The sequence below is a fragment of the Oryzibacter oryziterrae genome (assembly GCF_021864535.1).
Taxonomy (GTDB): domain Bacteria; phylum Pseudomonadota; class Alphaproteobacteria; order Rhizobiales; family Pleomorphomonadaceae; genus Pleomorphomonas; species Pleomorphomonas oryziterrae.
Genome location: NZ_JAKJIC010000011.1, coordinates 110,219 through 136,387, shown reverse-complemented (window position 1 = coordinate 136,387; position 26,169 = coordinate 110,219). Strand labels below are relative to the sequence as shown.

Genomic DNA, 26,169 nt, shown 5'->3' with positions numbered 1-26,169 from the left:
TTACGGTCTGGCTTTGGAGGTGATTTGCGGTTGACGGGGGGGAGGGGCGCACATATTTTCGCGCCGCCTCGAATTTTTGGATTTCAAGATGACCGCGACCGTCGACGTCAATGATCCCCGCCGCTCCTTCCAGGGGCTCATCCTGACGCTGCAGCGTTTCTGGGCGGAGAAGGGCTGCGTTGTCTTGCAGCCCTATGACATGGAAGTCGGCGCCGGCACCTTCCATCCGGCCACCACGCTGCGCTCGCTCGGGCCCAAGCCGTGGAAGGCTGCCTATGTGCAGCCCTCGCGCCGTCCCAAGGACGGTCGCTATGGCGAGAACCCGAACCGCTTCCAGCATTACTATCAGTTCCAGGTGATCCTGAAGCCGTCGCCTCAGAACCTGCAGGAGCTCTACCTTGAGAGCCTCTATGCCATCGGCATCGATCCGAAGCTGCACGACATCCGCTTCGTTGAAGACGACTGGGAAAGCCCGACGCTTGGTGCCTGGGGCCTCGGCTGGGAATGCTGGTGCGACGGCATGGAAGTCAGCCAGTTCACCTATTTCCAGCAGGTCTGCGGCATCGAGTGTTCGCCTGTTTCGGGCGAGCTGACCTATGGTCTTGAGCGCCTCGCCATGTATCTGCAGGGCGTCGACAACGGCTATGAGCTGAATTTCAACGGCCGTGAGGGCGATGAGAAGGTCACCTATGGTGACGTCTTCCTGCAAGCCGAGCAGGAGTATTCCCGTCATAACTTCGAGTATGCCGACACCGACATGCTGATGCAGCATTTCAAGGACGCCGAGGCCGAGTGCCGCTCGCTCCTTGAAAAGGGCGCCGACGAGGGAAGCCTGCACAAGTGCGTTCTGCCTGCCTACGACCAGTGCATCAAGGCCAGCCATCGCTTCAATCTGCTGGACGCCCGCGGCGTGATCTCGGTGACCGAGCGTCAGGGCTATATCCTGCGCGTGCGCGAACTGGCGAAGGCCTGCGGTGAGGCCTGGCTGAAGACGGAAGCCGGCGGCGCCACCATCAGCCGCTGAGCCTGCCGCACAAAAAATGGCGATGACATCCGTCGTCATTTGAACACGGATTTAACGCTCGTTCCTTATCGTCCTGATTGAGTGGGCGGCCGCTGGCCGCCCTTTTGAATCGGGACGACTGCCATGGCCGAAGCGAACCGTTCGGAATTTCAAGCCTTTGACCAACCGTCTGTCGCTTCCGACGGCACGCTGTCGGCGGAGGCCTTGGCGCGCTTTGAGCGTGACGGCTTTCTCGATCTCGGCCGCATCGCCAGCGAAGGCGAGGTGCTGGCGCTCAAGGGCAACTTCGATCGCGTCTTTTCGGAGTTGACCGAGAACGGCTCGCGCGACTTTTTCAACTTCGGCGGCACTGCAAAGGATCCCAAGGCCTATCAGATGCCGCAACTCGAGCATCTGTCACAGTACATGCCCCTGCTGCCGACGCTCGATTGTGCCAAGCGCGCCCATGGCATCGCCCGTTCGCTGCTGGGTCCGACGGTGAAGCCGCTGTTCGAGTTCGGCCTCAACAAGGCGCCGCAAAGCCGGCTTGCAACGCCCTGGCATCAGGACATCGCCTTTGTCTACGACCGCAGCTACTTCGAGATGATCACCATCTGGATGCCGTTGCAGCATGTGGACATGGCCAACGGCTGCCTGCGCTACATGCCCGGCACCCACAAGGGACCGGTGGTGCCGCATCATTCTGTCGAGGGCAATCGCCGCGGTCTGGCGGCAGATGACTTTCCAACCGATGGTGCCATCGATTGTCCGCTGCGCGCCGGCGAAGCGGTGGTGCATCACTTCCGCACCTTACATGCCGCCGAAGGCAACGCCACCGACGAGCCGCGCCGCGCCATCGCCTGGGGCTTCGGCGTTCGCCGCGCCAAGCCAACCGTCGACGGTTTCTTTCCCTGGACCCGTGAAGCGCACGACAAGCAGGAAAAGCTGCGCTCCATCCTGCGGCATCCCATGCTTCTCGATCCGGTCAACCGACTGAAGCTGCTCCTGGGAATCAAGTAAGCGGGTAGGCAGGCCGCCGCTGATCGGCTATGGCAGGGAAAAAGGATCTCTGCCCATGTCATTTCGCCTGGTCCTCTTCGATTGCGACGGTACCCTGGTCGATAGCCAGGTGATGATCACCTCCGCCATGTCCGGTGCCTTCACCGCGCTTGGAGTGGCGCCGCCAAGTCGCGAGGAAACGCTCGCCATCGTCGGCCTGTCCTTGCCGATTGCCATGGAGCGGCTGGCAAAGGGGCGAACAGACCTTTCGCCGGACGCCCTTGCCGATGCCTATCGCGCCCAGTTCTTCACGCTGCGCCAGTCGCCCGATCATGCAGAGCCGCTCTATGACGGGGCTCGTGAGGCGATCGTGGCCTTGTCGGCGCGCGACGACACGCTGCTCGGCATCGTCACGGGCAAGTCGCGCCGGGGCGTTGACGCCATTCTGGCGATGCACGGCCTGACCGAGCATTTCAAGGTGATCCGCACCGCCGACGATGGCCCCTCGAAGCCGCATCCCTTCATGGTGGCCGATGCCGTTGCCGCCGTTGGCGCTGACGTCGGCAACACGGTGGTGATCGGCGATACCAGCTTTGACATGGAAATGGGCCGCGCCGCCGGAGCGCGCACGATTGGCGTTACCTGGGGCTATCATGCGAGAGGCCTGCTTGAAGCGACCGGCGCGGAAATGATAGCGGAGCGTTTCCACGACATTCCCTCCATGATCGATGAACTGATGGGGCAGGGCGCATGAGCGATCTCTTCGATGAACTGGCGAAGTCCGTTGGCTCGACCGACGCGACCGACCGGGCCAAAGCCAACATGCAGCGCGTTCTGCCCAAGCGCTTCTACACCGACGTCACCATTGGCAACACCGAGGGGAAGCTGAGCGTTCTCCTGGATGGCAAGCCGGTCCGGACGCCGACGCGCAACCTTCTTGCCGTCGCGGACCAGGCGGTGGCAGAGCGGCTCGTCGCTGAGTGGGCGGCGCAGGGCACCTTCATCGATCCGGCGACCATGCCCCTGACGCGGCTCGTCAACTCGGCCATCGATGGCGTGGCCGAAGCGGTTGAAGCGGTCAAGGACGAACTCAAGGGCTATGCCGGCAGCGACATGATCTGCTATCGCGCCGACGGCCCGGGACGGCTGGTTGCCCGCCAGACCGCAGCCTGGGATCCCGTCGTGGCCTGGGCTGAGGCGGGCCTTGGCGTGCGCATCGTGCTCGCCGAGGGCGTCATGCATGTGGCGCAATCGCCCGCCCTGCTGGACGCCGTCCGTGCCCGCCTGCCGGATGATCCGCTCCGCCTTGCTGCCTTCCATTCGGCCACGACGCTGTCAGGCTCGGTGCTGCTGGCGCTGGCGCTGGCCGAAGGTTTCCGCTCGGCCGACGACGTATGGACGGCCGCGCACATCGATGAGGACTGGAACATCGAACTCTGGGGCATCGACAGCGAGGCGGAAGCGCGCCGCACCTATCGCCGAGCCGAGTTCGACGTGGCGGCGCTCGCCCTTGGGCGGCCCTGAACGCGACACCTAGCGGCCAACGAGTCGGGACTGACGGTCACTTCAGTAGCTTGCCCGCGGCCGTGAGTGGCGGGTTGGCATTCTGCTTGGCCTGATAGCCCTGCGAAATGGTCCAGATGATCGCGCCACCCAAGGACTTGGACTTCACATAGGCCACCTTGGCGGCAATCGACTTCGGGTCCTCGTAGGAAATATAGGTGCAGCCGAGCGGACCGAGGCCGGCAGCGGAGCCGAGATAGCTGGCACCCGCCTGGCTGTCGAAGTGATAGTTGGCCGCCTTGTAGTAGCTGCCCATGATGGCGGCATAGCTCATCTTGCCGTCGTCGCCGGCAATGGTGGCCTCACTGGCATCCTGGCGTGGGGCGGTGACGCCGCCCGTCCAGCACTGGCCATAGAAACCCATGCCGATGCCGAGCTTGGCGGCGGGGATGCCCAGGGCCAGGATGGCATCGACGCTGCCGGTAACCGATGATGGCCGTTCCGGCGTCGCGCCCTTGAGCGCCGACGAATGCCAGGTCTGCGTCCAGCCCCAGTCGGAGCCGTCCATGCCGTAGGTCATCAGGTTGATCTGGTTGAGATAGGGCGCGGCCTTCTTCAGCCACACGAAATCGCCGGAGCCGATATTGGGATTGACCCAGTTGATCGGCATGGTGATGGTCATCGCCGGTCGCGCCTTGTGCAGGTCCTTCAGCAAGGCAACCAGATTGGCCCGGTCGGCCACTTGAACCGGTTCCCAGTCGACGTCGACACCATCGAACTGCAGCGCCTTAACTTCCTTGACCACATTGGCCACGAATCGCGCGCGGTTCGCGGAGCTGGCCGCGCCGGCAAATCCGTCGTGAGCGCCGGCACCTCCCAGGAAAAGGATGGCCTTCTTGCCGGCTGCGTGCGCCTTGGCGCCAACCGACTTGGCCCAAGCCGGACATTTGGCGGCGTCCCAATCGCAACTCTTGTCCAGGCTTCCATCGGCACGCGGCACGTAGCGGCCCACGGCGATATGCGACAGCGACGAGAAGTCGATCTTTGCCACCGGGTAGAGTGCCTGTTCATAGCCCGGCAGGTAGCCCATGACCCAGGGCTTGGCTGCCGAAGCACTTGTCGGGGAAAGGGCAAGACACGCGGAAGCAATTGCGGCAAATGCGCCGACGCGATGGAACGTCATGAATGGCACCCTTGAAATCCGAGGAGATCAAAATTGATGGTCGACTGAACTGAATGTCGACGGTACGCTGACAACAATCATGAGAGTGCCGGTGGCCTTTGCGTCTGTCAATCTGAGACTGGTCGGCGCTTGCGGTACAGCACGTGCCGACTGAGAACGTGTCCGGCCGGCACACGCGGATGGTCGAAATCATCAGCCGCATCGTGTGACATGCCAAGCCGGTGCATCACCGCCTGCGATGGCAGGTTGATGGTGGCCGTGAAAGCCACGATCTCAGGCAGATTGAGGGCGTCGAAACCATGGGCAAGCGCGGCGACGGCGCCTTCGGTGGCATAGCCTTCGCCCCAGAACGGGCGGGCCAGCCGCCAGCCGACTTCAACTGTCGGCTCGAAGGGCAGTCCGAGATAGTCCACGGTCGCGATCCCGATCATGCCGATGAAGGCCGCGTCTGCCTTGCGCTCAACCGCGCAAAAGGCGAAGCCGTCGCGGGCCTCGAACTCCAGAAGCTTGTCGACGAGTGCGTCGCTTTCCTCTCGGCTTCGCACGGCGGGAAAGTAGCGCATCACCTCGGGATCGGCATTGAGCGCGGCAAAAGGCGCGCGGTCGTCATCGGTCCAGGAGCGGAGAATGAGCCTAGTGGTTTCGATGCGCATGGAGACTCTCTGTAATCGGCGCTTGAACCTAAGCGAGCCTATCCCAAATAAAAATCATCACAAAGGTGGAAACCCGCGACGCCTTCGTGTACAACGCCGCCGGAAATGGAGGGCCTCGGTCCGCCATGCGCCGTCTTTGCGCGCGCGTCCGGTGCCTCCTCGAGAGTTTTGGGACTTACATGCAAACCGTTCTTCTCGTCATTCATCTGATGGTGGTTGTTGCCCTCGTCGGTGTTGTTCTGCTTCAGCGTTCTGAAGGCGGCGCGCTTGGCATCGGTGGCGGCGGTGGCTTCATGACCAGCCGCGGCACCGCCAATGCCCTGACCCGCACCACCGCCATTCTGGCCGCCATCTTCTTCGCCACGTCGCTGGCCTTGTCGATCCTGCCGCGTTTCCTCGGTACGCAGGGCTCGATCCTCGACAACGTGGCTCCGGCTCCCGCGTCCAATCCGGCGTCGGCTCCGATCGGCACCGGCACCGGCGGCGTGCTCAACCAGCTGAACCAGATGAAGAAGACCGAGCAGCCGGCCAACGCTCCGGTCGCTCCGGCCATCGACGTTCCGGCCCTGCCGACCACTGAAGCACCGGCTGCCCCGGCTGCCACTGCTCCGGCAGCCCCTGCTGCGACGACCCCGGCTCCGGCTGCTACTGCTCCGACAGCTCCGGCTCCTGCTGCGGCGACCCCGGCCACTCCTGCGCCTGCTGCAACGACTCCGGCTCCCGCTGCCACCGCTCCGGCGGCGACGACGCCAGCCGCTCCGGTGGCTCCGGCTCAGTAATAGACCGGTCAGTTCCGTTGCCCAAATGACAACGGTCGCGGATTCCGCGGCCGTTTTTGCGAATGAATATAAAAGTTGGAAATGATCCAGCCGGGGCGCGTATTTCGTCCAGCCGGCTCGGATTGTTTTTTGGTTGATAACACCGGCCCACCCCCTCCCGAATCGGGCCGACAGCAGATAGGTTGAAGGCCCATGGCGCGGTACATCTTCATTACTGGCGGCGTGGTTTCGTCCTTGGGCAAGGGGCTCGCAGCAGCGGCCCTGGCGGCGCTTTTGCAGGCGCGCGGCTACAAGGTCCGTCTCCGCAAGCTCGACCCCTATCTCAACGTCGATCCGGGGACCATGTCTCCGTATCAGCATGGCGAAGTCTTCGTGACCGACGACGGGGCGGAAACCGACCTCGATCTCGGCCATTACGAGCGCTTCACCGGTCGTCCGGCCAACAAGCAGGACAACATCACCACCGGTCGCATCTATCAGGAGATCATCGCCAAGGAACGCCGCGGCGACTATCTCGGCGGCACCGTGCAGGTGATTCCGCATGTGACGGATGCCATCAAGAGCTTCGTGCTCGAGGGCAACGACGACTATGATTTCGTGATCTGCGAGATCGGCGGCACGGTCGGCGACATCGAGGCCATGCCGTTCCTCGAGGCGATTCGCCAGCTGGGCAACGAGCTGCCGCGCCAGCATGCCGTCTACATTCACCTGACGCTGATGCCCTATATCCCGTCAGCGGGCGAGCTGAAGACCAAGCCGACCCAGCATTCGGTGAAGGAGCTGCGCTCCATCGGCATCCAGCCGAACATCCTGCTGATCCGCTGCGACCGTCCGATCCCGGAAGGCGAGCGCAAGAAGCTGTCGCTGTTCTGCAACGTCCGCCAGTCTGCCGTCATTCCCGGCCTCGACGTCGGCACCATCTACGAGGTGCCGTTGTCCTATCACGCCGAGGGTTTCGACGAGGAAGTGCTGGCCGCCTTTGGCATCAATGGCGCACCGGCGCCGGATCTCAGCCGCTGGCAGGGCATCGTCAATCGGATCAAGAACCCCGAGGGGCAGGTGAACATTGCCGTGGTCGGCAAGTACACCGTGCTCAAGGACGCCTACAAGTCGCTGATCGAGGCGCTGGTGCATGGCGGCATCGCCAACAACGTGCGCGTCAATCTCGAATGGATCGAAAGCGAAGTGTTCGAGAAGGAGGACCCGGCGCCTTATCTCGAGCATGTGCATGGCATTCTGGTGCCGGGCGGCTTCGGCGAACGCGGCTCGGAAGGCAAGATCAAGGCGGCCGGCTTTGCCCGTCAGCGCAAGGTGCCGTATTTCGGCATCTGCTTCGGCATGCAGATGGCGGTGATCGAGGCGGCCCGTTCGCTGGCTGGTGTCACCGGCGCTTCGTCCTCCGAGTTCGGTCCGACGTCGGAGCCGGTGGTCGGCCTGATGACCGAATGGCTGAAGGGCAACGATCTCGAACGCCGCAAGGCCGACGGGGACCTCGGCGGCACGCTGCGCCTTGGCTCCTATGAGGCCAAGCTCACCAAGGGCTCGAAGATCGCCGAGATCTACGGTTCGCAGACCATCCACGAGCGCCATCGTCACCGCTACGAGGTGAACATCGATTATCGCGACCGTCTGGAGGCCTGTGGCCTGCAGTTCGCCGGCCTGTCGCCTGACGGTGTGCTGCCTGAGACGGTGGAGATCCCCGAGCATCCCTGGTTCATCGGCGTGCAGTACCACCCTGAACTCAAGAGCCGGCCCTTCGAACCGCATCCGCTGTTCGCCAGCTTCATCGAGGCGGCTGTGGAGCAGAGCCGCCTGGTATGATCACCGTGCGCCGATCGTATCTGGCGTTCGGCGCCGCGATTGTGCTGGGTGTTGCGGGCACGGCCATCTGGTGGACCGGGCGTGATTTTGGGTCGTCGGTGCCACTCGGTGCCAAGGCCGATCGTATCGTGGTGGAAAAGGCTGCGCATCGCATGCGCCTCCTCGCTGGCGAAACGGTGCTGGCGACTTACGATGTCGCCATCGGTTCGGGCAGTCCCGGGCCAAAGCAGCGCGAGGGCGACCGGCGTACGCCCGAGGGGCACTATCGCATCACCTTCCACAACGCGCGCAGCGGCTGGCACCTGTCGCTGCGCACCAGCTATCCGGAAGCCGATGATGTGGCGCGCGCCGCAGCTGCCGGCGTCCCTCCGGGCAGCGACATCATGATCCACGGCATTCGCTGGGGGCTCGGCTGGATCGGCTCCTGGCACCGGCTTGCCGACTGGACAAACGGCTGCATCGCCGTCACCAACTCCGAAATGGACGAAATCTGGCGTGTCGTTGACGACGGGACGCCCATCGACATTCTACCCTGACGCCCTGGATCTGGTCGTTCAGATCATCGAACCCGCGTCCACACACCCGAATCCGTTGAGAACTGATCGGTGCCATCGAGGCGCACGGTAAAGCCGATGCAGCTGTAGGCATGCGTGTCGTCGGAGTAGTTCACGGCCACAAAGATCCCGCCGCCTTCATCATGGGCGGTGAAGATGCCGTGGCCTTCCCGGTCCTTGCAATCGTTGCCGATGCCGAAGCAGACCCGGCTCTGATACTCGAACAGGCCATCGGGAAAGAAGCGCTGAACCTGCACTTCCACATAGCCGTCCGCGGTCTTGTCGAACTGGTGTCGCCAGACGCCGGAAATGGCCGTCATCGCCGTCGGATCGGACGCGGCAAGCTGGTTCTTCCAATCGGCAGACAGCGCCGGATCATACTCACCATTCTGGTTGCTGCATTCGCGCTCCTGCGCAGCGGCAGGAAGCGAAAGGCACAAGCTTGCCAGGGCAATGGCGACGATCCGGCGCATGAACAGGCCTCAGTGAAGATCAAGGTTCAATGCGATATAGGTTCCCCTTGTCGGCGACGTAAAGCTGGTTGTTGGCGCCAACGCCAAAAGCGTTGAAATAGGGCAGGGAAAGCCCCAGCGCCGCGTCACCCACCGCCTTGTTCTTGACGAGGTCGGGCAGGAAGGTGCGGAGCTCGCCGGTGCAGAAGTCACCGTAGATATAGCGGCCCTTCAGCTTGGGCAGGCCGGGGTCCTGGATGATGACGCCACCGATGATAGCGCAGCGTCCATCCGTATGCCCGTAGGCCAGAGCCGGCATCGCCGCCGTGGCGGCACCAGGCCTCGTGGAATCGTGCAACGCGCGGCCTTCATACTGCGGCCAGCCGAAGTTCATGCCCCTGACGCTGGCGAACTTGCGAATGTTGACCTCTTCCCAAGCATCCTGCCCGACGTCGGCAAGGGTGAACACGTTGTCGGCGATCGAGAACCGGAAGGGGTTGCGCAGGCCATAGGCAAAGATCCGATCGTCACCGGCGACGCCGACGAAGGGATTGCCCGGCGGGATCTGATAGGCCTTGGTGCCCTTCGGCAACGGGTTGATCCTCAGGACCTTGCCGAGCATCGAGTTGAGATTGACAGCGAAGATGCCTTGCGGGTCAGTACTGCCGTCGCCGACCGAGATGTAGAGCAACCCATTCGCATCGAACTGCAACTGGCCGCCGTTGTGATAGATATACTGGGAGTGCGGAATGACCAGAACCTTGCGGCGCGAGGCCAGGCTGGCTTTGAGTTCGCTGCTCTTGTAGCGCATGAACTCGTCGATCTCGATGTCGCCCTTGAGATTGACATAGTCGATGTAGAAACGACGGCTGGTGGCGTAATCAGGCGCCAGGGCCATGGACAGCACGCCGCGCTCGCCCTCGTTCAGCACGAGGCTGGAGATGTCGATGAACGGCGTGGCCTCCCGCTTCTCGTTCTTCAGGACGTAGACTTGCCCCGACTTGTCGGTGACGAACAGCAGCTGGCTGTTGCCCGGCGCAAGGCGGATGTCCATGGCATCAGCGTAACCGCTGTCCACTTTCACCAGCTGATAGGCCGATGCCGCGGTGGGCAGGGCGCAGAGCGCAAGGCCCACAGCAGCACGGGACAGCCCGCGGGCAATCTTGGAAATGATCGACGGCATGTTTTCCTCCTCGGAATGCCTGGCGCTCTGGCCTTGTCTGCCCTGGCTCTTGGGAGAAATGATAAAGTCGGTCAGTGATTTACGACCGCTTGTTCATTTCGCCTCAAGCCCGGTCAGCGCGAAAGTCGCCTTGGCCCCCGAGGATGTTTCCATGCCTGACTGTTTCATGCAAGATTTGGCGACGCGCCCATGAAACATTTCAACGGTTCGTCGCCCGTCGCCTCACGCCACCTTGCGCACGGCGTTGAGCGCCCGGATCACGCCGCGCACTTCAGCGAGCCCGCGCAGTCGACCGACCAGCGGATAGCCGACCACATAGCCGCGATCGCGATCGATGGGCATTTCATGGCCATGGTCGGGGCGGAAGGGGATCTCCCAGTCGGCGCGTCCTTCGGCCTTGCGTCGTGCTTCTTCATCCAGCAGCGCTGCAACAAGGGCCACCATGTCCGTGTCACCGTCGAGATGGGCCGCTTCCTCGAAGGACCCGTCGGCGTCCTTGGCGACATTGCGCAGGTGGGCGAAATGAATGCGGTCGGCGAACCGTCTGGCAATCGCAGGCAGATCATTGCGCGGACTGGCGCCGAGCGAACCCGAGCAGAGCGTCAGGCCGTTGGCTCGGCTATCCACAGCATCGAACAGCCAGGCGATGTCCTCGGCGTCGGAGACGATGCGCGCCAGGCCCAGGATGTCGCGTGGCGGATCGTCGGGGTGCACGCAGAAGCGCATGCCGAGCTCTTCGGCCGCCGGGATGATCTCGTCGAGGAACCGCTTGAAGTTGGCCCGCAACTCGGAACGGCCCAGCCCTTCATAACCCTTGAGCGCCTTGCGCAAGCCGTCGATGTCATAGCGGTCGAAGGCGCCGGGCAGGCCCGACATGATGGAAGAGAGCAGCATGGCCCGGTCGGCTTCGGTCGAAGCCTTGAACCAGTGTTCGGCCTTCACCAGAACGTCCGGCTGATAGTCCTCCTCGGCACCGGCGCGCTTGAGCATGTGCACTTCGAAAGCGGCCATCTTGTAGGCCTCGAAGCGCAGGCAGGTGGCGCCGCCGCTGGTCGGGAAGGCAAGGTCGGTGCGTGTCCAGTCGATGAGCGGCATGAAGTTGTAGCAGATGCAGCTGACGCCTTCGGCAGCGAGGTTGGCCATGGACTGCCGGTAGTTGGCGAACAGGGTCGAGAGATCGCCTTCGCCGCGCTTGATGCGCTCGTGGATCGGCAGGCTTTCCACCACCACCCAGCTGAAGCCGGCCGCCTCAATGCGGGCCTTGTGGCTGGCGACCGTCTCGCGCTGCCAGACCTCGCCATAGGGGATCTGATGGAGCGAGCTGACGATGCCGCTCGCCCCGGTCTGTCCGATCTGGTCGAGTGTGATCTTGTCGAAATCGCCGTACCAGCGCCAGGACTCTTTCATTTCACTTATCCTCGCTCATGAGGGAAGCTGCGGCGCGCGCACCGAGCCGCAGGAGCAGCTCATAGGCACCGGTGATGCCGGGCCGGATGGTGGCCGCCAGCTCTTCGGGGAACACGGCTCGCACCGACAACAACGCATCTACACGGTCGGCTGGCGTCTGGGCGCCATCCGACAGAGCCCGCAGTTGCGCGGCCAGTGGATCCTTGACCTCGATCGGCCGTCCTCGCTCGTCGATGCCGCCGACGTAGCGCATCCACGCTGCGATGGCGAGCATGAGACCGGGGCAGGCGATACCCTTGGACAGGTTTGAAGCCAGCGTGCCCAGTAGACGTTGCGGCAGCTTCTGGCTGCCGTCCATGGCGATCTGCCAGGTGCGATGCCGAATGGCGGGGTTGGAATAGCGGGCAAACAGCGCGTCCGCATAAGCGGCGAGGGATTCCCCCGGCGGTGCGGTCACGGCCGGGATGATCTCACGGTGCCAGAGATGCTTCACAAAGGTGGCAAACACAGGGTCGGCCACCGTATCGGCAATGGTCTCGTGCTCGGCGAGATACCCCAGATAGGCGAGCGAGGAATGCGTGCCGTTGAGCATGCGCAGCTTCATGTGCTCGTAGGGCGTGACATCTCTCACCAGCCGGACACCAACCGCGCCGAGATCGGGGCGCGCGCCATCGACAAAATCGTCCTCCACCACCCATTGGCGGAAGGGCTCGTGCACCACAGGGGCCGCATCATGCGCCCCGATGAGCGCCTCGACACGCGCCATGTCCTCCGGCTTGGTGGCCGGCACGATGCGGTCGACCATGGTGGCCGGAAAGCGCCCCTCGGTGACAATCCAGTCGGCGAGATCCGGATCGATCCGGCGGGCCAGTTCGAGCACCACGCCGCGGACGACGCGCCCGTTGTTCGGCAGGTTGTCGCAGCTCAGGACGGTGAAGGGGCGGAGACCGGCTTGCCGGCGTCGCTGGAGGGCGCGGACGATATAGCCAGGGGCCGACACCGGCAGCGGATTGGTGAGATCATGCTGGATGTCGGCATGCTCCACATTCAGCGCCCCGGTCGCGGGGAGATGGCAATATCCCTTTTCCGTCACCGTCAGGGACACGATGCGCACGGCGGGATCGGCCATGGCCGCCAGCACGGCTTCGGCGCCCTCGCGCGCCACCAGAACGCCGGTGAGCACCTCGATCGGTCGGGCGATCTCTCCATCAGGACCAAGTTCGAGGGCCGTGTAGGCCCAACCCTGTGGCGCCAGCGCGTCACGCATGGTCGGGTTCTGCAGGCTGACGCCGAGAATGCCCCAATCGCCGCCGGAGCGGGCCATCGCCTCGGCCACATAGACCGCGCCATGGGCGCGGAAGAAGGCGCCGAGGCCGAGGTGAACGATCCCGGTCTTCGCGGCGGGGGCCGAACTGCGGGTAAGGCGCAAGGTCATAGCTTGTAGGCCTTCTTCACGAGCCGATAGGTGAGGTCTTGCACCACGTCGAAGGCTTCGTCCTCGTCGAGGCGGCCGCTGGCAACCAGCGTCGCCAGGAAGGCGCAATCGACGCGCCGCGCCACATCGTGACGGGCGGGGATGGAGCAGAAGGCGCGCGTGTCGTCGTTGAAGCCGACGGTGTTGTAGAAGCCGGCCGTCTCGGTGGTCATCTCGCGATAGCGCCGCATGCCCTCGGCGCTGTCATGGAACCACCAGGCAGGACCGAGCCGCAGGGCAGGGTAGACACCGGCCAGCGGCGCCAGCTCCCGCGCATAGGCCGTCTCATCCAGCGTGAACAGGATGATGGTCAGCTCGGGATTTTCGCCGACGGCGTCGAGCAGCGGCTTCAGGGCGCGGACATAGTCGGTGCGGGTGGGAATGTCATAGCCCTTGTCGCGGCCGTGCCGCCCCATGATCACCGGCGAATGGTTGCGGAAGCTGCCGGGGTGGATCTGCATCACCAGCCCGTCGTCGCAGCTCATGCGCGCCATTTCCGTCAGCATGTGACCGCGGAAGGCGTCGGCTTCCTCGGGCGTGATCGTACCGCTGAGGGCCTTGTCGAACAGGCTGGAGGCGACAGCTTGCGGCAGATCCTCTGTCCGCGCCGTCGGATGCCCGTGGTCGGAAGAGGTCGCACCATGGCTTTTGAAATAGGCCCGGCGGATGCGATGGGCTTCGAGATAGCCCTGCCAGCGCGTCGCGTCGACACCGGCCAATGCGCCGAAGGCTTCAACGTTGGCGGCGAAGCCTTCAAACTCGGGATCGACAACCGGATCAGGGCGATAGGCGGTCAGAACGCGACCGCTCCAGCCGCTGTCGCGGATCATCTGGTGCCAGCGCAGGTCGTCGAGCGGGCTTTCCGTTGTTGCAATCACTTCGATGTTGAAGCGTTCGAACAGCGCACGCGGGCGGAACTCCGGCTTGCCCAGGCAATCGGCGATCTGGTCGTAGACGGCGTCGGCATTGGCCTCCGACAGCCGTTCGCGCACGCCGAACACCTCTTCAAAGGCGTGCTGCAGCCATAGCCGCGAGGGCGTGCCACGCAGCAGATGGAAGTTGCGGGCAAACAGCCGCCAGATGACGCGCGGATCGCTCTCCACCGGCCCACCGTCGGCGCGCGGCACGCCAAGGGCGTCAAGCGGCACGCCCTGCGAATGCAGCATGCGGAAGACATAGTGATCCGGTGTCACGAAGAGGCGGGCCGGATCGGGGAACGGTTGGTTCTCGGCAAACCAGCGCGGGTCCGTGTGCCCATGCGGGCTGACGATCGGCAGATGCCGGACCGTTGCATATAGCGCCCGCGCCATGTCGCGCGCCTTGCCCTCGATCGGGAACAGCCTGTCTTCGGCAAGTGCCATGGAAACCTCCAGCCCGTCGCTGATCGGCTCTACCATCGGCCGACAAATATGCTAAACTGATATTCTAGTCTATCAGTTGAGTCAACGAGAGGGCAGGAGCGATGACCAGTCAGCCGGAGTTGCCCGACGTCAGCCAGCGCGTCTCCGTCGCCGATCAGGTGTTTGAGCGTCTCAAGGCGGAGATCGTCACCCTGAAGCTCGAACCGGGCAGCAAGCTCTCGGAATCTGATATCGCTACTCGCTATGGCGTCTCGCGTCAGCCGGTGCGCGACGCCTTCTTCCGTTTGTCGCGTCAGGGATTTCTGACGATCCGCCCCCAACGGGCGACAGTGGTGTCGAAGATCTCGGCCGCGGCGGTGATGCAGGCCCAGTTCATCCGAACGGCGCTGGAAGTGGCGACCATTGGCGCCGCGGCGACCCGGCTGTCATCCAGTGATCTAGATGCGCTTGAGGAGATTGTGGCCGCGCAGAAGGTGGCGATCGATACCGGTGACCACGTCGCCTTCCACCGTCTGGACGACGCCTTCCATCGCGAGATCGCAATACGCGCCGGGCTTGCCTTCTCCTGGGATCTCGTGCGCGATACGAAGGCGCACATGGACCGGGTGCGCCTTCTGTCATTGTCCTTTTCGTCGGACTTGGCCCATGCTGAGCACTGCGAGATCATGAAAGCCCTGAGGGCAGGTGATCCTGACGCCTCCACCAGGGCCATGCAGGCGCACCTCAGCCGCGTCTACGAGCACTTGGAGCAACTGAGATCCGGCAAGGCCGACTTCTTCGAAAATGCGGCGGTCTGACGCGAAAGCGTGCGCGGCCAGCCAGTCTCCAGCAACATGCGCTTTCAGTTGACCGTGAGCTCGATGGAGTCACTCGTACGGGGACGCTCGACGTAGAAGCGGTCGAAGTTGAGTGTGCTGAACCCAAAGCCGGAGAGCATGAGAGCGCCAATCGAGGTGGACGTGAAGGGATAGCTGACCTTCACGGTGACCAGCTGCACGCCATCCTCCAGAATGTTCGTGGCGATGGGGCCCAGCGGCTGCGCATTCGCCGCCTGAGCGGTGTCCTGATAGGCTCTCGACCACGCGACCTGCGCGGACGTCGCATTCATGCTGACCACAGAGACAACGATCGAGAGGTTCTGCGCCGGGAAGGGGCTGATGATCGAGGCCGAGCTGGTCATGATCCCATCGACCTGGCTGGTGTTGACGGCGTTACGCTGGGCAATGAGGTCCGCGATGGTGGCGCCGATCTGGTCCAGTTTGCGGCTGACCGTCAGTGCTTCATAGGAATAGGCGAGACCTGCCACGATCAGCAGCAGCAGAGGAAGCAGGAGAGCAAACTCGATGGCGGCGACACCCTTCCTGTCCCGCGTCAGCCTGACGAACTGAACGAGCCACTTCGTCTTCACTTTGGTCTGCTCAATTTTCATCATAGGGCTCATTTCGGAAAAACAGAGTTGAGCCAAGAAGGTAGCGACCATCCTTCAGTGTAATGCTGGTCGAGGTGAAGATGTTGAAGAACGACGACCACGGAAGGTAGACCTGCAGGATCACGAAATACTTTGCGCGCCCGATGTCGTAGATGTTGGCTTTGTTGATGTCGCCATTGACGATGGGATTGACTGGAGTGATCGAGGTGATGTCAGAGCTGGATGTTATGAAAATCTGCAGTTGGTTCCTGCAGTTGAAGAGATCGAGAACGCCGTCGCAAATCAAAGTCTTGGCGTCGGCTTTTGAGACGTTGGATACGTGGGCATGCCCGGTTCGGATCTCACGCGCCAGGGTATCTGCCGCGTGATCGAGGAGAGTGCCGGAAAAATACATCAGGCTGAGTTCGATGATGCCAAACACCAGCCCGAACAGAGGGATCGAGATGAAGGCAAATTCGACCGCCACGCTGCCGTCGGTACCGCGCCAGAACCGCTTCCAGTCGCAAAGACGCCTCTTGGCACGAGCGGTCATCTGGTGATCCTCACTTCGGAAATATAGTGTTTGAACAGGAGTCTCAGCCCATTGGTGATCTCGTTGACACTATTGGCGCTGAGGAAAAGGTCCGTGTTTGACGTACAGGCCTGCAAGGCTACGGGAATGTAGTCAAAGCGGAGGATGGATGAAGAATACCCACGCTCGAGAGAGCCGCCGGCTGCATACCAGTCCATCTTGCTCATGGGCCAGCCAAGCGTATCCATCCAGCCCCAGTCCTCCGGGACGGGGAGGTACTTTGTGTAGAGAATGCCGAAAGTCACGCCCTGATTTTTGACGACATTGCACCATGCCGGATTGAGGGGACCAACCGAGTAGGTGGACGGTCTCACCTGGCAAGTCGTTTCAGGATAGGCAACGCCGAGAAAATACCCCGTCGAACAGACAGAGCCTGTTCGCACCACTTTGTTGCGCTGTGAGGTGACTCCGTCCGTAACCATGAGGACCAGTTTGAGCGGCGACGCTGCGGTTCGCCCATCGCCCTGCTGTCCCACCAGTGCGGCCAGGTCCTTCATGGATTGTTGAAAGAAGGTTCCGTCGGTGGACGAGTCCTGGTCGAGACCTGAGTTGGGGCTGGTGAGCGCCGCCCGGGCTGAACCGATGTCAAAGGTGGGGTCCACTGCCTTTGTCACGTTCCGCGCGAGACGGTAGAGCCCGACCTTGATGCGCTCCCGCGTTGGATCAGCATTCTCGATTTCCGTCAGAACTGCGTTCGCGGAGTCTTGGAGGATATCCGCGCGCAACCTCACATTCAGGGCGCGCGCTTGTGGGTACAAGGGTTCCGGGCTGATGTGACTGTCGACGTCATGGCATGCGAAGACGCACCCGAAGTTGTCTCGCATGATATTCTGGTCTTCCGGTGTCGCAGCGAGCATCATCGATGCCGACTTGTCGAGCACGAGGTAGACGTTCAGATAGGATGTTGACGGGCCGCGGACGCTGGACGTCGCTCCCACCGTAATTTCATCGATGTGCGCCAGTATCATGAACGACGTTGGGACCGTTGCACTCGCAGAAGCAGAAATCTCGTAGTCTGTCTTTGTGACGGTTATTGCATCTTCCGTCAGGGAATACAGCTCCCACTTGTTGTTCTGTTTGAACCAGTTGATGACGAGTGTCTTGATCGCCTTGTCGTCAAGATTGTTGATTTTTTTGATGGCGGAAATCAGGGATATGTCGAGGTCGGCGCGTAGGGTCAGTTGCACATTGTAGGCGCGCACATAGTCCATCGCGACGCCGGTCGCCAACAGAAGGGGGATCACCATTAGCGCAACGATGATAGCCACAGCTCCGCGATCGCTGCGGTTGAATGTGCTCAGTCTTTGAATGCAATATGTCCTATATTTTTGTGTATACATAAATATAAAGTATTTTGAATTTGATATATGGCGAGAAAGATGGCGAGCAGTAGATTGCATTGTTTGCATGTATTCTGCGTGAGTTTTCGATATTACAGTACAGTATGGGCATATAGATCTGGAATAATTACAAATTAATGTATGGCTTTGCTGGAATTCGCGTGAAGTTTCTTTTGAAATCTTGGTGTGCATTGCTCGGTTTGTGCTGATCTCCCGTTGTATCGATCTCCAAGAACACAATTTCGAACGTTGATCGGCACAGGGCGGGGGCACAAACTTGCTTGCCGTGACAGGTGTCTAACCACTTGCAATCAAAACAAAAATCAAATCGAGGTCTGAACTGTCCTGATCATGTCGAGAGCCACAACGATCGGAGCGGCTCATTCCACTGAAAGCAGTTGTCGCGAGTCTGCATTTCCGGTGAGAGATTGTTAGGCAGACCGCAAATTATATTCTCTATGTTTTATGTAATTTAACATTGCGGAAACCAAGACCATGGGATCGAGTGGTTGTTGCGAGGTTGACTAGCAAGTCGCTCTAAAGAACTTGCCCGCTTTTGAACGCCAGGTCTTCAGGTCCGTCAGAAACAGAACTGATTCACTTGAGGAAAGACCAGTGTGAGGCGGCAACCACATGCACGGATTGGGGCGTGAGATGAGTGTAAGGCTTGAGAATGTCTGGCGCCGGTTTGCGATCAACCGCTCGGGTACGATCGCGATCATCTTTGCCATGACGCTGATCCCGCTGATCTCGGCGGTTGGCGCCTGCGTCGACTATGCCGTGGCGCTGATTGTCGAGGTTCAGTTGCAGAACGCGGCCGACGCTGCTGCGTTGGGTTCCATTTCGGCCGAGTCCGTGGCCGTTCGAACCGCTGCATCCAGCCAGACTACGGGCCGGATCACGGCCGCTGAGGCTGACGCGCTGAACATCGCCAACGCCAACTTCCAGGGCGCTACGATGGGGGCCATCACCGGAACGACCATCCGTGTGGACTACACCAACAACACCTTCACCTCGGACGTCAATCTGGTCGCAACCGTGCCGACCTACTTCATGCAGCTGATCGGCGTGCGCACTCTGACCGTGTCCGCCACATCGCAGAGCAAGTACACGCCCGTTCTCTATTTCAACTTCTACATTCTGGTCGACAACACGCCGTCCATGGGGCTGGGTGCGACCACCGCCGACATCACCAAACTGGAAAACGCCAACGGCGGATGTGCCTTCGCCTGCCACATCGACGGCAGCACCAACGATGCCTATGCGCTTGCCAAGAACATCGGCGCCAAGCTGCGTATCCAGGTCGTTGCTTCGGCTGTGCAGTCGATGGTCAACATGGCCAAGTCCAAGGTGCTCGCCACCGACCAGTACAAGATGGCCGTCTACTCCATGGGCACCTCAGCCGACTCCATGGGGTTGAAGCAACTGACCACCATGACGTCTGACCTGGACACCGTGGCCACCACGGCCTCCAAGATCGACATCATGAGCATTCCCTACCAGGGCTACAACAACGACCAGATGACCGATCTTATGCCCAACATGACGAGCATAAAGGACATCATCGGCACAAGCGGCAACGGCCTCAGCACAAGCAATCCCATCAAGGTACTTTTCGTCATCAGTGACGGCGTTGAGGATGCAAATCGCCCGACCAACTGCAAGAAGACGCTGACTGGCGGAACGCGCTGCCAGCAGCCGCTCGACTTCTCCGCCTGCACGCAGATCAAGAACAATGGCGTGAAGGTCTCGGTGCTCTATACCACCTACCAGAAGATCCCGAACAACGGCTGGTACAACAGCTGGATCAAGCCATTCTATCCTGAGATTGCCAACAACATGAAGTCCTGCTCCTCGGAAGGGCTTTATCAGGAAGTGGGCCCGTCCGGTGACGTCAGCGCTACGCTGCAATCTCTGTTCAACGCCGTCGTCAGCAAGACGCGTCTGACGGTCTGACCGGAAAGGGACCCGCGATGACCACCAAGGGCAAGCAGGCTGGCGGAAAGGAGAGGGGACGGCTGCTGCCGGCCTTCCTCCGCTCGAAGAAGGGAACGACGGCCGTCGAGTTCGGCATTCTGGCCGTCCCCTTCGTCCTGATCATCTACTTTGTTCTGGACGTCTCGATGATGTATCTGGCGGACTCGCTGCTGGATCGATCGCTGCACAAGGTGGCGCGCCAGATCAAGACAGGTCAGGCGCAGACCGCAGGCATGACGCAAACAACCTTCAAGTCATATGTCTGCAGCAACATGTTGAGCATGTTCAACTGCAACGACAACGTCTACATCAACGTGCAGGTCGTCACCGATATTTCCAATGTGAGCTTCCTGAACCCTGTCGACAGCAGCGGCAACTTCGATACCAACATGAATTTCAACACGGGCAATGCCGGCGACTACGTTCTGGCCCAAGGCTTCCTGAAGTGGACCAGTCCGATGGCTATCCTGGCGAATGCCGCCGGGCGCCTGGCCGACGGTTCGGTGATACTGTCGAGCGCCTCGCTCTTCCGCAACGAACCGTTCTGACAGGAGGGCTGAACATGCTTGGTCTCGGCAAACGAAGCTCTGGTGCAGGCAAGCGGTCGCGCATGGGCATGAAGGATCTGGTCTCCGACCAGCGGGGTGTCGCGGCAACGGAGTTTGCACTGATCATTCCGGTCGTGATCGTCCTGATGGCCGGTCTGATCGACGTGGCCCAGGCGCTGGCGGTCAATCGCAAACTGGTCGAGATCTCGTCGTCCGTCGCCGATCTGGTCGCTCAACGTAGCGATATCAGCACATCCGACGTCAATGCCATTCTCCAGGGCGCGCAAGCGATCCTGCTGCCCTACAACACGTCCGGATTGAAGATCATCGTATCCGTCGTGCACGTCGACACTCAAAACAAGGTGGTGTGGGCCGCCGCCTCTGGGGCGACAGCACCGGTTGCCAACAGCGTCTCCACCGCAACCATTCCGTCGGACATGGCCGTCAATGGTGTCGATGTGGTCGCGGCGCAGGTGCAGTACACCTTTTCGCCGACCTTCTCGAACCTGTTCGGCCAGTCTGTCAACTTCAACGAACAGGAACTGGCACGCCCCCGGCAGGGAACGACCGTCACCTTGAAGTGACGTCAACGGGCTCAGCCGTCGCTCCTCACGGCGCTCGCCCGCGAGACTGAAGCGCGCGCCTCGATCCAGGCATAGAAGGCGGCCATGCCTTCGCCGGTCTCGGCGGAGACCACCAGCGTCTGAATATGCGGATTGACCTTGATGGCGGCGGCCAAACAGGCGCCGACGTCAAAGCGCAGATGCGGCAACAGGTCCGACTTGTTGAGCAGCATGAGGTCGGCTGCGGCGAACATGTCCGGATATTTGAGCGGCTTGTCCTCGCCCTCGGTGACCGACAGAACCACCACCTTGTGCGCCTCGCCCAGATCGAAGCCGGCCGGACAGACGAGATTGCCCACATTTTCGATGAACAGCAGACCGCCGTTGTCGAGCGGCAACGCATCGAGTGCATGGCCGATCATCAGCGCCTCGAGATGACAGCCCTTGCCGGTGTTGACCTGGATGGCTCGAGCACCGGTGGCGCGGATGCGGTCGGCGTCGTTGGACGTCTGCTGGTCGCCCTCGATCACCGCCACCGGGAACTTCGCCTTGAGATCGTTGATGGTGCGGCAGAGCAGGGTGGTCTTGCCCGAACCGGGGCTCGACATGAGATTGAGCGCCAGCGTACCCGTCTGCTTCAGCCGATCGCGGTTGGTCCGGGCGAAGCCGTTGTTCTTCGAAAGAATGTCGCGCTCGATCTCGATGATGCGCGTCTGGCTGAGGCCGGCCACGTGTACGCCGGCAGGACCGGCACCGGCGTCGATCAGGCCATGGGAAATCTGGACACCATCGGTGTGGCTGTGATCATGGGCATCATGCGCGTGGTCGTGATCGTGGCCATGGTCATGCGTGTGATCATGGTCATGATGATGGTGGTGATGGCTGTAGCCATGGGCGTGGTCATGGCTGTGCACATGACCGTCGCCATGATCATGACTGTGCGCATGCCCATAGTGGTGGTGATGATCATGGCTATGTTCATGGCCGTGATCGTGAGGATGATCATGATCGTGTGGGTGGTCATGATCATGTGTGTGATCGTGGTCATGGGGATGATGGTCGTGCAGCTCCGACGGCAGCTTGCCGTTGATCCTGTAGCCGGCATCCGTACCGGTGCCGCATCCGCAAGTCTTGCACATCACTCCACCTCCAGTTCACGCACCTTGAGTTCGTCACCCGCCGTCATCTGCACGTGATGCTGCCCACACTCGGGGCAGGCACCGAACCTTTCGGCAAGCGGAACGGTCTTCGCACAGTCCATGCACCATCCCGCGCCGGGGATCTGTTCTATCACAAGCCTTGCCCCCTCGGCGACCGTCCCGCGACTGACCACGTCGAAACCGAAGGCGAGGGCTTGCGGATCCACGTGACCGAGTACGCCGACATCGACCATGACCGACTTGACGCGGGCAAAGCCGTGACGGCGCGCCTCTTCCGCAATCAGATCGACGATGCCTTCACAGAGCGACATTTCATGCATGGTCCAGGTCCGTGACTGTGATTGCGACAGCAACGCAAGGGCAGAAATCGGCCGCGAGGCGTGCGAGGGCGGTGTGCGCATCATTTGCGGGGCGACGCCCCACGAGTGATTTGGCAAACGGGCCGGACGGATGAAAATTCCATTCTGTCGGCGCCAGCACGCGCGCACCGACCAGGCGTCCGTCCGCGTTCACTTCAACCAGATAGCAAAGTCGCCCGCGTGGTGACTCTACGGCGGCAAAGCCCTGTCCCGGTCCAACGGCTATCGTGTGGGGGGCAAGCGCATTGAGACCGATCTCCGTCAGCGCCGCTTCCATTTCCGCGAGGCGGGCCGCGCGGGTCGCGCCAGGCATGGCCGCAGTTCCCATGAGCCGCGCGGCCGGGCCGACCTCTGGGCATCGACCGGGGAGCGACGGGTGGGCGAGAAAGCCTTCTGAGGCGGATAGGCCGGCAAGAATGACCAAGTCGTCGACGGCAGTGAGAGGATCCCTGGCGGGCGGTGCGGCGCCAGCCGACGCCGTGTCCCGCGCGATCTTGCGACCCAGTGCCGGCCACAAGGCTTCAGTCTGGTCGCGCAGCGCTTCGAGTTGCCGCGCATCCGCGCCGCCGCGCGCCAGGGCATGCGCCAGGGCGATCGCCTCGCGTCCCAGGGGGAGGGCGGCTTCGTCCGCTTGCTCGATCAGCAACTCGCGAAGATGCTCGCCGATCCGCTCCGCCGCCAATCGCACGGACCACTGGCGCTGTTCGTCAGTGGGCAGTGTCCGGCCAAGTGCTGCTTCTGCCGCAAAATGCAGGGCAGCCGCATGGGACTGGCCACAGACCGCGTGCAAAAGACCAACCGCCGCTACCGCGTCGCCGACCGGACGCCCCACAAGACGCGAAGCGAGCGACAAGGGCCGGTCGGATCGAATGTCCACCGAGGCCACCACGCCACCGGCGACGCCAACCGTGATCGCCAGCGTGCCCGGCGCGAGCCCGCTCATGCGCGGCTCTCCCGGCCACCCAGTCCAAACAGCAGCTTGCGCCGATCGAGCGTCCGATCGAAGGTGGCTGGTGGCGCGGGAGGCACGGACAGGAGGCTGTCCAGCAACGCGTCGGCAAGATCGGCAACGGCCGCCTGCTCGGAGAATTCGTCCATCGGCGAGAAAATGGGTACGGAAGCATAGGCACCGAAGCCATCGAGCGCTGCCGACACCGCGTCTACCTCACCGGCCGGCAACGGCAAGCGGAACCAGTCACCTATCGCCGGCAACATCGAGCCAGTGCCGGGAAAGGCGAACAGGTTCATGAACCAGGGCGTGGCGACGACCACCGCGGACCAACCCGCAATGCGCCGCACCTCCGTCACATGGACACCGAGGTGCGGATTGAAAACCGGCAAGTCCCGCATCTGATCGGCTGTGGCTTGCCAGTGCCGAACCAGCCGAGCGCCAAGATCGAGATCATCCGCAGCGGCGGCGGTCATCCCGAAATCCTCATGTACTTGTGCTTCGGGCCGTCGCAGGTGGGGCAGCGCCAGTCCTCCGGAAGAGCGTCGAAAGGTGTGCCGGAGGGGATCTGCGCCACGTCGTCACCCTCGGCAGGGTCGTAAACGTGCCAGCAGACGCCGCACTCGAACCGGACCGTCTCATCGTCAGTCACGGAAATAGGCCTCCTCGATTTCGCGCAGGCGCTCGGCGCTGTCGCGGAAATCCTCCTCGGCCGCCGAAGCAACCACCGGCACGCCGCCGATCTCCAGCGTATCGAGCAACAGCGTGTCCATGGCGTTGAAGAACTGCACGGACCAGACGTTATGGATGGCGGTGGCCTGGACGCGGCAGGTGCCATAGCCGCGTGAGACGATGCGCACTGGCCCCGTACCGAGGCTCGCCATCAGGAACTCGATGTCTTCAGGCGACATGGGCAGCAGGGTCAGCGAAATCGTGTGCGAGGGTGCGTCCGGTTCGTAGCGTCGGGCGCGGTCGGCGATCTCGGTGAGCACCGGCATCGCATTCATCAGCCCTGCGGGCGCGTCGCCAATGCTGAGTTCCGGCAACGTCATGGCAGCGGCCCGGCGGATCGCCTGTGGCACGGCAGACACTTCGGCATAGTCCGCCAGAAGTTCGCCCGTGGCGCTCGTGAAGCGCACCCGCCAGAGGCCGGCAAACACACTCTCCTGGATCTGCGCCACGACGCCGTCGGGCAGGGCGACCGTGGCCGCCACTTCGCCCTCGCCGAGCACTTCGGTGATCAGCAGCGCTTCGTCCGGATTGAGCGGCGACAGATCGAACAGGATCCCCGGCGCCGTCTCGGACTGAACCTCGAGAGCAGCCGTGATCTTCGGCAGCATGTCGGCAATGGCCGGACAGCGCGCGATGAGGGCCGCGGCATTGGATGTGGCGAGGAAGGAAAGAGCTCCCGTCCCCGTCACGCTGCCCTTGCGGATCTCAGCGCCGTCGCTGCCGATCGGCTGCATGGAAATGGCGGCATCCTCGCCTTCGGGGGCGACCCAGAACCCGGCTTTCATCCGTCGATCCTCCGGCTGGAATGGGTGATTTCCACCCGGTTGATGGCGTCCGACAGTACAGGCGCCAAGGGGTCGAGATAGGCTTCGAGCTGGCCGAGATAGTCCGACCAGTCACGAATGCGCGGCAGCACGCCGACCGGGTCAAGACCGCGCGTGGCGACCAGAGATGGGAAGACCTGCACCTTGAACCTGGCCTTCAGATCAGCCTCGGCCTCGCGTGCCACAACGGCGGCGCGGTAGCGACCGGCAAAGGTGCGCATCAACTCGGGCAGCACGACAGCCACGTCATTGGTATCGTTGCGCTGCTTCGGGTCTCCGGTGAAGAACAGGAGCGCATGCGGAGCCTCGCCTTCAGCGGGCGCAAGAAACGCGTCCACCGTGTCAACGTCGACCACGGGGTAGCCATATGTCTCGGAAAGGGCTGCGATCAGAGCGGACATGAGATCCTTGCAGAGTTGGAAGAGGTGAGGAGCGGCCGCAGCTTGAGGGGGCGAAAGCCCCTCTCACCCCCTCAGATGCTCGGGCAGTTCAGGCTCGCGATCGATGAGGTCGGCGAACAGGTGGTCGAAGGACTGCCCCGTCATGGCCGCCTCCAAACCGTCGATGGCCCGGTCGATGGCATCGGCCTCAGCTTGGTCGAGAATCCGCACGGCGTTGTCCACGTGGACCAGGACACGCGAACCCGGCTTCTGCGGCCCGACCAGTGCGAGGGAAATGCGCCGGACTTCCCCCTTGCGTTCGCAGAGGGCAGAAAAGTCACCGGCTTCCAGCACGGTCATGGGGATGCCAAGGCACACAGCGGAACTCCTCAGACGAGGGTGGGATTGGCAGCCCGCTCATAGGCAGCCTGACCGATGTCGTTTGTCAGAAGTCCTGCACTTTCCGGCAGCGGCACGACGCGACGGCGCGCGTCGATGCCCCAGCCGTTCAGGAGAGTGAGTGCGATGTCGATCGCCTCGCCGATCCGCCCGTTCACCGGCGCGGTCAGCGGACCGCCCCAGTTTTCCAGATCGAGCGGCTGGCAGCCGATCAGCGCGAGGCGGCTCGGATAGTAGCCGAGCAAGTCCGCCGCCGACAGAACTTCCTGAAAGCCGGTCTGGTGCAGGCTCATCTTCTTGGCACCGGTGAACTTCGGCACCTCGTCATTTTCCACCACCTTGAGCGTGCCCGGCTCAAGGCCATAATCGATGGCGTCGAACACCAGCAGGCTGTCGACGTCCTCAAGGAAGTTGACGAGGTAGAGCCCCTGCGTGCCGCCATCGAGCAGCGTCACGTCGTCGGGCAGCTCGACGGCGCGGTGGAAGGCCTCCACCGCGCGCACGCCAAAGCCTTCGTCTGCCCAGAGGATGTTGCCGATGCCGAGGATGAGCGTCTTGCCCATGCC

General features: G+C 62.3%; 30 protein-coding genes. 11 read left to right on the top strand and 19 right to left on the bottom strand.

All coding sequences use genetic code 11. The features are described 5' to 3' along the window. Nucleotides 1–88: 88 nt before the first annotated feature. The 4 genes from L2I41_RS13390 (at nucleotide 89) to L2I41_RS13375 (ending at nucleotide 3,526) form a co-directional block, all read left to right on the top strand. A complete protein-coding gene (locus L2I41_RS13390; RefSeq protein ID WP_237154074.1) occupies nucleotides 89–1,024 on the top strand; it encodes a glycine--tRNA ligase subunit alpha in 936 nt (311 codons plus the stop codon). A gap of 123 nt (nucleotides 1,025–1,147) precedes the next feature. After that, a complete protein-coding gene (locus L2I41_RS13385) occupies nucleotides 1,148–2,023 on the top strand; it encodes a phytanoyl-CoA dioxygenase family protein (RefSeq protein ID WP_237154073.1) in 876 nt (291 codons plus the stop codon). Between the two features lie 55 nt (nucleotides 2,024–2,078). Continuing rightward, a complete protein-coding gene (locus L2I41_RS13380; protein WP_237154072.1) occupies nucleotides 2,079–2,756 on the top strand; it encodes an HAD-IA family hydrolase in 678 nt (225 codons plus the stop codon). Next, entirely contained in the window at nucleotides 2,753–3,526 is a 774-nt protein-coding gene (locus L2I41_RS13375) for an ATP12 family chaperone protein (RefSeq protein WP_237154071.1), read from the top strand. The genes L2I41_RS13380 and L2I41_RS13375 overlap by 4 nt, the downstream gene beginning before the upstream one ends. A 37-nt stretch (nucleotides 3,527–3,563) precedes the next feature. Here the strand turns inward: L2I41_RS13375 and L2I41_RS13370 are convergent, their stop codons facing one another. Both L2I41_RS13370 and L2I41_RS13365 read right to left on the bottom strand, forming a co-directional pair. Then, nucleotides 3,564–4,688, bottom strand: coding sequence for a glycoside hydrolase family 18 protein (locus L2I41_RS13370; protein ID WP_237154070.1), 1,125 nt, complete (start codon nucleotides 4,686–4,688; stop codon nucleotides 3,564–3,566). A gap of 107 nt (nucleotides 4,689–4,795) precedes the next feature. After that, nucleotides 4,796–5,341: a GNAT family N-acetyltransferase gene (locus L2I41_RS13365; RefSeq protein ID WP_237154069.1), complete on the bottom strand. Its 546-nt coding sequence runs from the start codon at nucleotides 5,339–5,341 to the stop codon at nucleotides 4,796–4,798. Between the two features lie 179 nt (nucleotides 5,342–5,520). On the opposite strand from L2I41_RS13365, the gene secG reads away from it, so the two are divergent. The 3 genes from secG (at nucleotide 5,521) to L2I41_RS13350 (ending at nucleotide 8,477) form a co-directional block, all read left to right on the top strand. Continuing rightward, complete coding sequence (secG, locus tag L2I41_RS13360) at nucleotides 5,521–6,120, top strand: preprotein translocase subunit SecG (protein WP_237154068.1); 600 nt, start codon at nucleotides 5,521–5,523, stop codon at nucleotides 6,118–6,120. Nucleotides 6,121–6,312: 192 nt separating this feature from the next. Continuing rightward, complete coding sequence (pyrG, locus tag L2I41_RS13355) at nucleotides 6,313–7,941, top strand: CTP synthase (RefSeq protein WP_237154067.1); 1,629 nt, start codon at nucleotides 6,313–6,315, stop codon at nucleotides 7,939–7,941. Continuing rightward, complete coding sequence (locus tag L2I41_RS13350; RefSeq protein WP_237154066.1) at nucleotides 7,938–8,477, top strand: L,D-transpeptidase family protein; 540 nt, start codon at nucleotides 7,938–7,940, stop codon at nucleotides 8,475–8,477. Before pyrG ends, L2I41_RS13350 begins: the two co-directional genes overlap by 4 nt. 23 nt (nucleotides 8,478–8,500) lie before the next feature. Here the strand turns inward: L2I41_RS13350 and L2I41_RS13345 are convergent, their stop codons facing one another. From L2I41_RS13345 to uxaC, 5 genes are all read right to left on the bottom strand, one after another. Further along, nucleotides 8,501–8,968: a hypothetical protein gene (locus L2I41_RS13345; RefSeq protein WP_237154065.1), complete on the bottom strand. Its 468-nt coding sequence runs from the start codon at nucleotides 8,966–8,968 to the stop codon at nucleotides 8,501–8,503. A 19-nt stretch (nucleotides 8,969–8,987) separates the two neighbouring features. Further along, nucleotides 8,988–10,130: a PQQ-dependent sugar dehydrogenase gene (locus L2I41_RS13340; protein ID WP_237154064.1), complete on the bottom strand. Its 1,143-nt coding sequence runs from the start codon at nucleotides 10,128–10,130 to the stop codon at nucleotides 8,988–8,990. 222 nt (nucleotides 10,131–10,352) lie between these two features. Continuing rightward, a complete protein-coding gene (gene uxuA / locus L2I41_RS13335; RefSeq protein WP_237154063.1) occupies nucleotides 10,353–11,537 on the bottom strand; it encodes a mannonate dehydratase in 1,185 nt (394 codons plus the stop codon). A gap of 1 nt (nucleotide 11,538) precedes the next feature. Further along, nucleotides 11,539–12,972, bottom strand: coding sequence for a mannitol dehydrogenase family protein (locus tag L2I41_RS13330; RefSeq protein WP_237154062.1), 1,434 nt, complete (start codon nucleotides 12,970–12,972; stop codon nucleotides 11,539–11,541). After that, entirely contained in the window at nucleotides 12,969–14,372 is a 1,404-nt protein-coding gene (gene uxaC, locus L2I41_RS13325) for a glucuronate isomerase (protein ID WP_237154061.1), read from the bottom strand. Before uxaC ends, L2I41_RS13330 begins: the two co-directional genes overlap by 4 nt. 101 nt (nucleotides 14,373–14,473) lie before the next feature. Here uxaC and L2I41_RS13320 point away from each other — a divergent pair, with 101 nt between their 5' ends. Further along, nucleotides 14,474–15,169 (top strand): GntR family transcriptional regulator, encoded by a 696-nt coding sequence (locus L2I41_RS13320; protein WP_237154060.1) that lies wholly within the window; start codon nucleotides 14,474–14,476, stop codon nucleotides 15,167–15,169. A gap of 44 nt (nucleotides 15,170–15,213) precedes the next feature. Here L2I41_RS13320 and L2I41_RS13315 read toward each other — a convergent pair whose 3' ends face one another. The 3 genes from L2I41_RS13315 to L2I41_RS13305 are packed head-to-tail and all read right to left on the bottom strand — an operon-like array spanning nucleotide 15,214 to nucleotide 17,640. Then, complete coding sequence (locus L2I41_RS13315; RefSeq protein WP_237154059.1) at nucleotides 15,214–15,780, bottom strand: TadE/TadG family type IV pilus assembly protein; 567 nt, start codon at nucleotides 15,778–15,780, stop codon at nucleotides 15,214–15,216. Between the two features lie 10 nt (nucleotides 15,781–15,790). Next, complete coding sequence (locus tag L2I41_RS13310) at nucleotides 15,791–16,333, bottom strand: TadE/TadG family type IV pilus assembly protein (RefSeq protein ID WP_237154058.1); 543 nt, start codon at nucleotides 16,331–16,333, stop codon at nucleotides 15,791–15,793. Next, nucleotides 16,330–17,640 (bottom strand): hypothetical protein, encoded by a 1,311-nt coding sequence (locus L2I41_RS13305; protein ID WP_237154057.1) that lies wholly within the window; start codon nucleotides 17,638–17,640, stop codon nucleotides 16,330–16,332. Before L2I41_RS13305 ends, L2I41_RS13310 begins: the two co-directional genes overlap by 4 nt. Nucleotides 17,641–18,366: 726 nt before the next feature. Here L2I41_RS13305 and L2I41_RS13300 point away from each other — a divergent pair. From L2I41_RS13300 to L2I41_RS13290, 3 genes are read left to right on the top strand one after another with little or no spacing between them, the layout of a single operon-like run. After that, complete coding sequence (locus L2I41_RS13300; protein ID WP_237154056.1) at nucleotides 18,367–19,668, top strand: TadE/TadG family type IV pilus assembly protein; 1,302 nt, start codon at nucleotides 18,367–18,369, stop codon at nucleotides 19,666–19,668. 17 nt (nucleotides 19,669–19,685) lie between these two features. Next, nucleotides 19,686–20,237 carry a TadE/TadG family type IV pilus assembly protein gene (locus L2I41_RS13295; protein WP_237154055.1) on the top strand — a complete coding sequence of 184 codons (552 nt, stop codon included), beginning with the start codon at nucleotides 19,686–19,688 and terminating at the stop codon, nucleotides 20,235–20,237. Between the two features lie 14 nt (nucleotides 20,238–20,251). Beyond that, nucleotides 20,252–20,821: a TadE/TadG family type IV pilus assembly protein gene (locus L2I41_RS13290; protein ID WP_237154054.1), complete on the top strand. Its 570-nt coding sequence runs from the start codon at nucleotides 20,252–20,254 to the stop codon at nucleotides 20,819–20,821. An 11-nt stretch (nucleotides 20,822–20,832) separates the two neighbouring features. Here the strand turns inward: L2I41_RS13290 and hypB are convergent, their stop codons facing one another. The 9 genes from hypB to L2I41_RS13245 all read right to left on the bottom strand — a co-directional run bounded on the left by hypB (nucleotide 20,833) and on the right by L2I41_RS13245 (nucleotide 26,166). Next, nucleotides 20,833–21,939: a hydrogenase nickel incorporation protein HypB gene (gene hypB, locus L2I41_RS13285; protein ID WP_237154053.1), complete on the bottom strand. Its 1,107-nt coding sequence runs from the start codon at nucleotides 21,937–21,939 to the stop codon at nucleotides 20,833–20,835. Further along, nucleotides 21,939–22,280 carry a hydrogenase maturation nickel metallochaperone HypA gene (gene hypA, locus L2I41_RS13280; protein ID WP_237154052.1) on the bottom strand — a complete coding sequence of 114 codons (342 nt, stop codon included), beginning with the start codon at nucleotides 22,278–22,280 and terminating at the stop codon, nucleotides 21,939–21,941. Before hypA ends, hypB begins: the two co-directional genes overlap by 1 nt. Further along, the gene (locus tag L2I41_RS13275) at nucleotides 22,273–23,262 is read right to left on the bottom strand and encodes a hypothetical protein (protein ID WP_237154051.1); all 990 of its coding nucleotides are present in this window, start codon (nucleotides 23,260–23,262) and stop codon (nucleotides 22,273–22,275) included. The genes hypA and L2I41_RS13275 overlap by 8 nt, the downstream gene beginning before the upstream one ends. Beyond that, nucleotides 23,259–23,744 carry a [NiFe]-hydrogenase assembly chaperone HybE gene (gene hybE / locus L2I41_RS13270; protein ID WP_237154050.1) on the bottom strand — a complete coding sequence of 162 codons (486 nt, stop codon included), beginning with the start codon at nucleotides 23,742–23,744 and terminating at the stop codon, nucleotides 23,259–23,261. Before hybE ends, L2I41_RS13275 begins: the two co-directional genes overlap by 4 nt. Continuing rightward, entirely contained in the window at nucleotides 23,741–23,926 is a 186-nt protein-coding gene (locus tag L2I41_RS13265; protein ID WP_237154111.1) for a rubredoxin, read from the bottom strand. The genes hybE and L2I41_RS13265 overlap by 4 nt, the downstream gene beginning before the upstream one ends. Next, nucleotides 23,913–24,785, bottom strand: coding sequence for a hydrogenase expression/formation protein (locus L2I41_RS13260; protein ID WP_237154049.1), 873 nt, complete (start codon nucleotides 24,783–24,785; stop codon nucleotides 23,913–23,915). Before L2I41_RS13260 ends, L2I41_RS13265 begins: the two co-directional genes overlap by 14 nt. Next, nucleotides 24,782–25,225, bottom strand: a complete 444-nt coding sequence (locus L2I41_RS13255; RefSeq protein WP_237154048.1) for a thioredoxin domain-containing protein — start codon at nucleotides 25,223–25,225, stop codon at nucleotides 24,782–24,784. Before L2I41_RS13255 ends, L2I41_RS13260 begins: the two co-directional genes overlap by 4 nt. A 63-nt stretch (nucleotides 25,226–25,288) precedes the next feature. After that, complete coding sequence (locus L2I41_RS13250) at nucleotides 25,289–25,582, bottom strand: HypC/HybG/HupF family hydrogenase formation chaperone (RefSeq protein WP_237154047.1); 294 nt, start codon at nucleotides 25,580–25,582, stop codon at nucleotides 25,289–25,291. Nucleotides 25,583–25,593: 11 nt separating this feature from the next. After that, the gene (locus tag L2I41_RS13245; protein WP_237154046.1) at nucleotides 25,594–26,166 is read right to left on the bottom strand and encodes a HyaD/HybD family hydrogenase maturation endopeptidase; all 573 of its coding nucleotides are present in this window, start codon (nucleotides 26,164–26,166) and stop codon (nucleotides 25,594–25,596) included. Nucleotides 26,167–26,169 lie beyond the last annotated feature (3 nt).

Excerpts from the sequence above, each read along its gene's own strand:
- L2I41_RS13390 (WP_237154074.1), top strand. The coding sequence starts at position 89 with ATGACCGCGACCGTCGACGTCAATGATCCCCGCCGCTCCTTCCAGGGG.
- L2I41_RS13385 (WP_237154073.1), top strand. The coding sequence starts at position 1,148 with ATGGCCGAAGCGAACCGTTCGGAATTTCAAGCCTTTGACCAACCGTCT.
- L2I41_RS13380 (WP_237154072.1), top strand. The coding sequence starts at position 2,079 with ATGTCATTTCGCCTGGTCCTCTTCGATTGCGACGGTACCCTGGTCGAT.
- L2I41_RS13375 (WP_237154071.1), top strand. The coding sequence starts at position 2,753 with ATGAGCGATCTCTTCGATGAACTGGCGAAGTCCGTTGGCTCGACCGAC.
- L2I41_RS13370 (WP_237154070.1), bottom strand. The coding sequence starts at position 4,688 with ATGACGTTCCATCGCGTCGGCGCATTTGCCGCAATTGCTTCCGCGTGT.
- L2I41_RS13365 (WP_237154069.1), bottom strand. The coding sequence starts at position 5,341 with ATGCGCATCGAAACCACTAGGCTCATTCTCCGCTCCTGGACCGATGAC.
- secG (WP_237154068.1), top strand. The coding sequence starts at position 5,521 with ATGCAAACCGTTCTTCTCGTCATTCATCTGATGGTGGTTGTTGCCCTC.
- pyrG (WP_237154067.1), top strand. The coding sequence starts at position 6,313 with ATGGCGCGGTACATCTTCATTACTGGCGGCGTGGTTTCGTCCTTGGGC.
- L2I41_RS13350 (WP_237154066.1), top strand. The coding sequence starts at position 7,938 with ATGATCACCGTGCGCCGATCGTATCTGGCGTTCGGCGCCGCGATTGTG.
- L2I41_RS13345 (WP_237154065.1), bottom strand. The coding sequence starts at position 8,968 with ATGCGCCGGATCGTCGCCATTGCCCTGGCAAGCTTGTGCCTTTCGCTT.
- L2I41_RS13340 (WP_237154064.1), bottom strand. The coding sequence starts at position 10,130 with ATGCCGTCGATCATTTCCAAGATTGCCCGCGGGCTGTCCCGTGCTGCT.
- uxuA (WP_237154063.1), bottom strand. The coding sequence starts at position 11,537 with ATGAAAGAGTCCTGGCGCTGGTACGGCGATTTCGACAAGATCACACTC.
- L2I41_RS13330 (WP_237154062.1), bottom strand. The coding sequence starts at position 12,972 with ATGACCTTGCGCCTTACCCGCAGTTCGGCCCCCGCCGCGAAGACCGGG.
- uxaC (WP_237154061.1), bottom strand. The coding sequence starts at position 14,372 with ATGGCACTTGCCGAAGACAGGCTGTTCCCGATCGAGGGCAAGGCGCGC.
- L2I41_RS13320 (WP_237154060.1), top strand. The coding sequence starts at position 14,474 with ATGACCAGTCAGCCGGAGTTGCCCGACGTCAGCCAGCGCGTCTCCGTC.
- L2I41_RS13310 (WP_237154058.1), bottom strand. The coding sequence starts at position 16,333 with ATGACCGCTCGTGCCAAGAGGCGTCTTTGCGACTGGAAGCGGTTCTGG.
- L2I41_RS13300 (WP_237154056.1), top strand. The coding sequence starts at position 18,367 with ATGAGTGTAAGGCTTGAGAATGTCTGGCGCCGGTTTGCGATCAACCGC.
- L2I41_RS13295 (WP_237154055.1), top strand. The coding sequence starts at position 19,686 with ATGACCACCAAGGGCAAGCAGGCTGGCGGAAAGGAGAGGGGACGGCTG.
- L2I41_RS13290 (WP_237154054.1), top strand. The coding sequence starts at position 20,252 with ATGCTTGGTCTCGGCAAACGAAGCTCTGGTGCAGGCAAGCGGTCGCGC.
- hypB (WP_237154053.1), bottom strand. The coding sequence starts at position 21,939 with ATGTGCAAGACTTGCGGATGCGGCACCGGTACGGATGCCGGCTACAGG.
- hypA (WP_237154052.1), bottom strand. The coding sequence starts at position 22,280 with ATGCATGAAATGTCGCTCTGTGAAGGCATCGTCGATCTGATTGCGGAA.
- L2I41_RS13275 (WP_237154051.1), bottom strand. The coding sequence starts at position 23,262 with ATGAGCGGGCTCGCGCCGGGCACGCTGGCGATCACGGTTGGCGTCGCC.
- hybE (WP_237154050.1), bottom strand. The coding sequence starts at position 23,744 with ATGACCGCCGCCGCTGCGGATGATCTCGATCTTGGCGCTCGGCTGGTT.
- L2I41_RS13260 (WP_237154049.1), bottom strand. The coding sequence starts at position 24,785 with ATGAAAGCCGGGTTCTGGGTCGCCCCCGAAGGCGAGGATGCCGCCATT.
- L2I41_RS13255 (WP_237154048.1), bottom strand. The coding sequence starts at position 25,225 with ATGTCCGCTCTGATCGCAGCCCTTTCCGAGACATATGGCTACCCCGTG.
- L2I41_RS13245 (WP_237154046.1), bottom strand. The coding sequence starts at position 26,166 with ATGGGCAAGACGCTCATCCTCGGCATCGGCAACATCCTCTGGGCAGAC.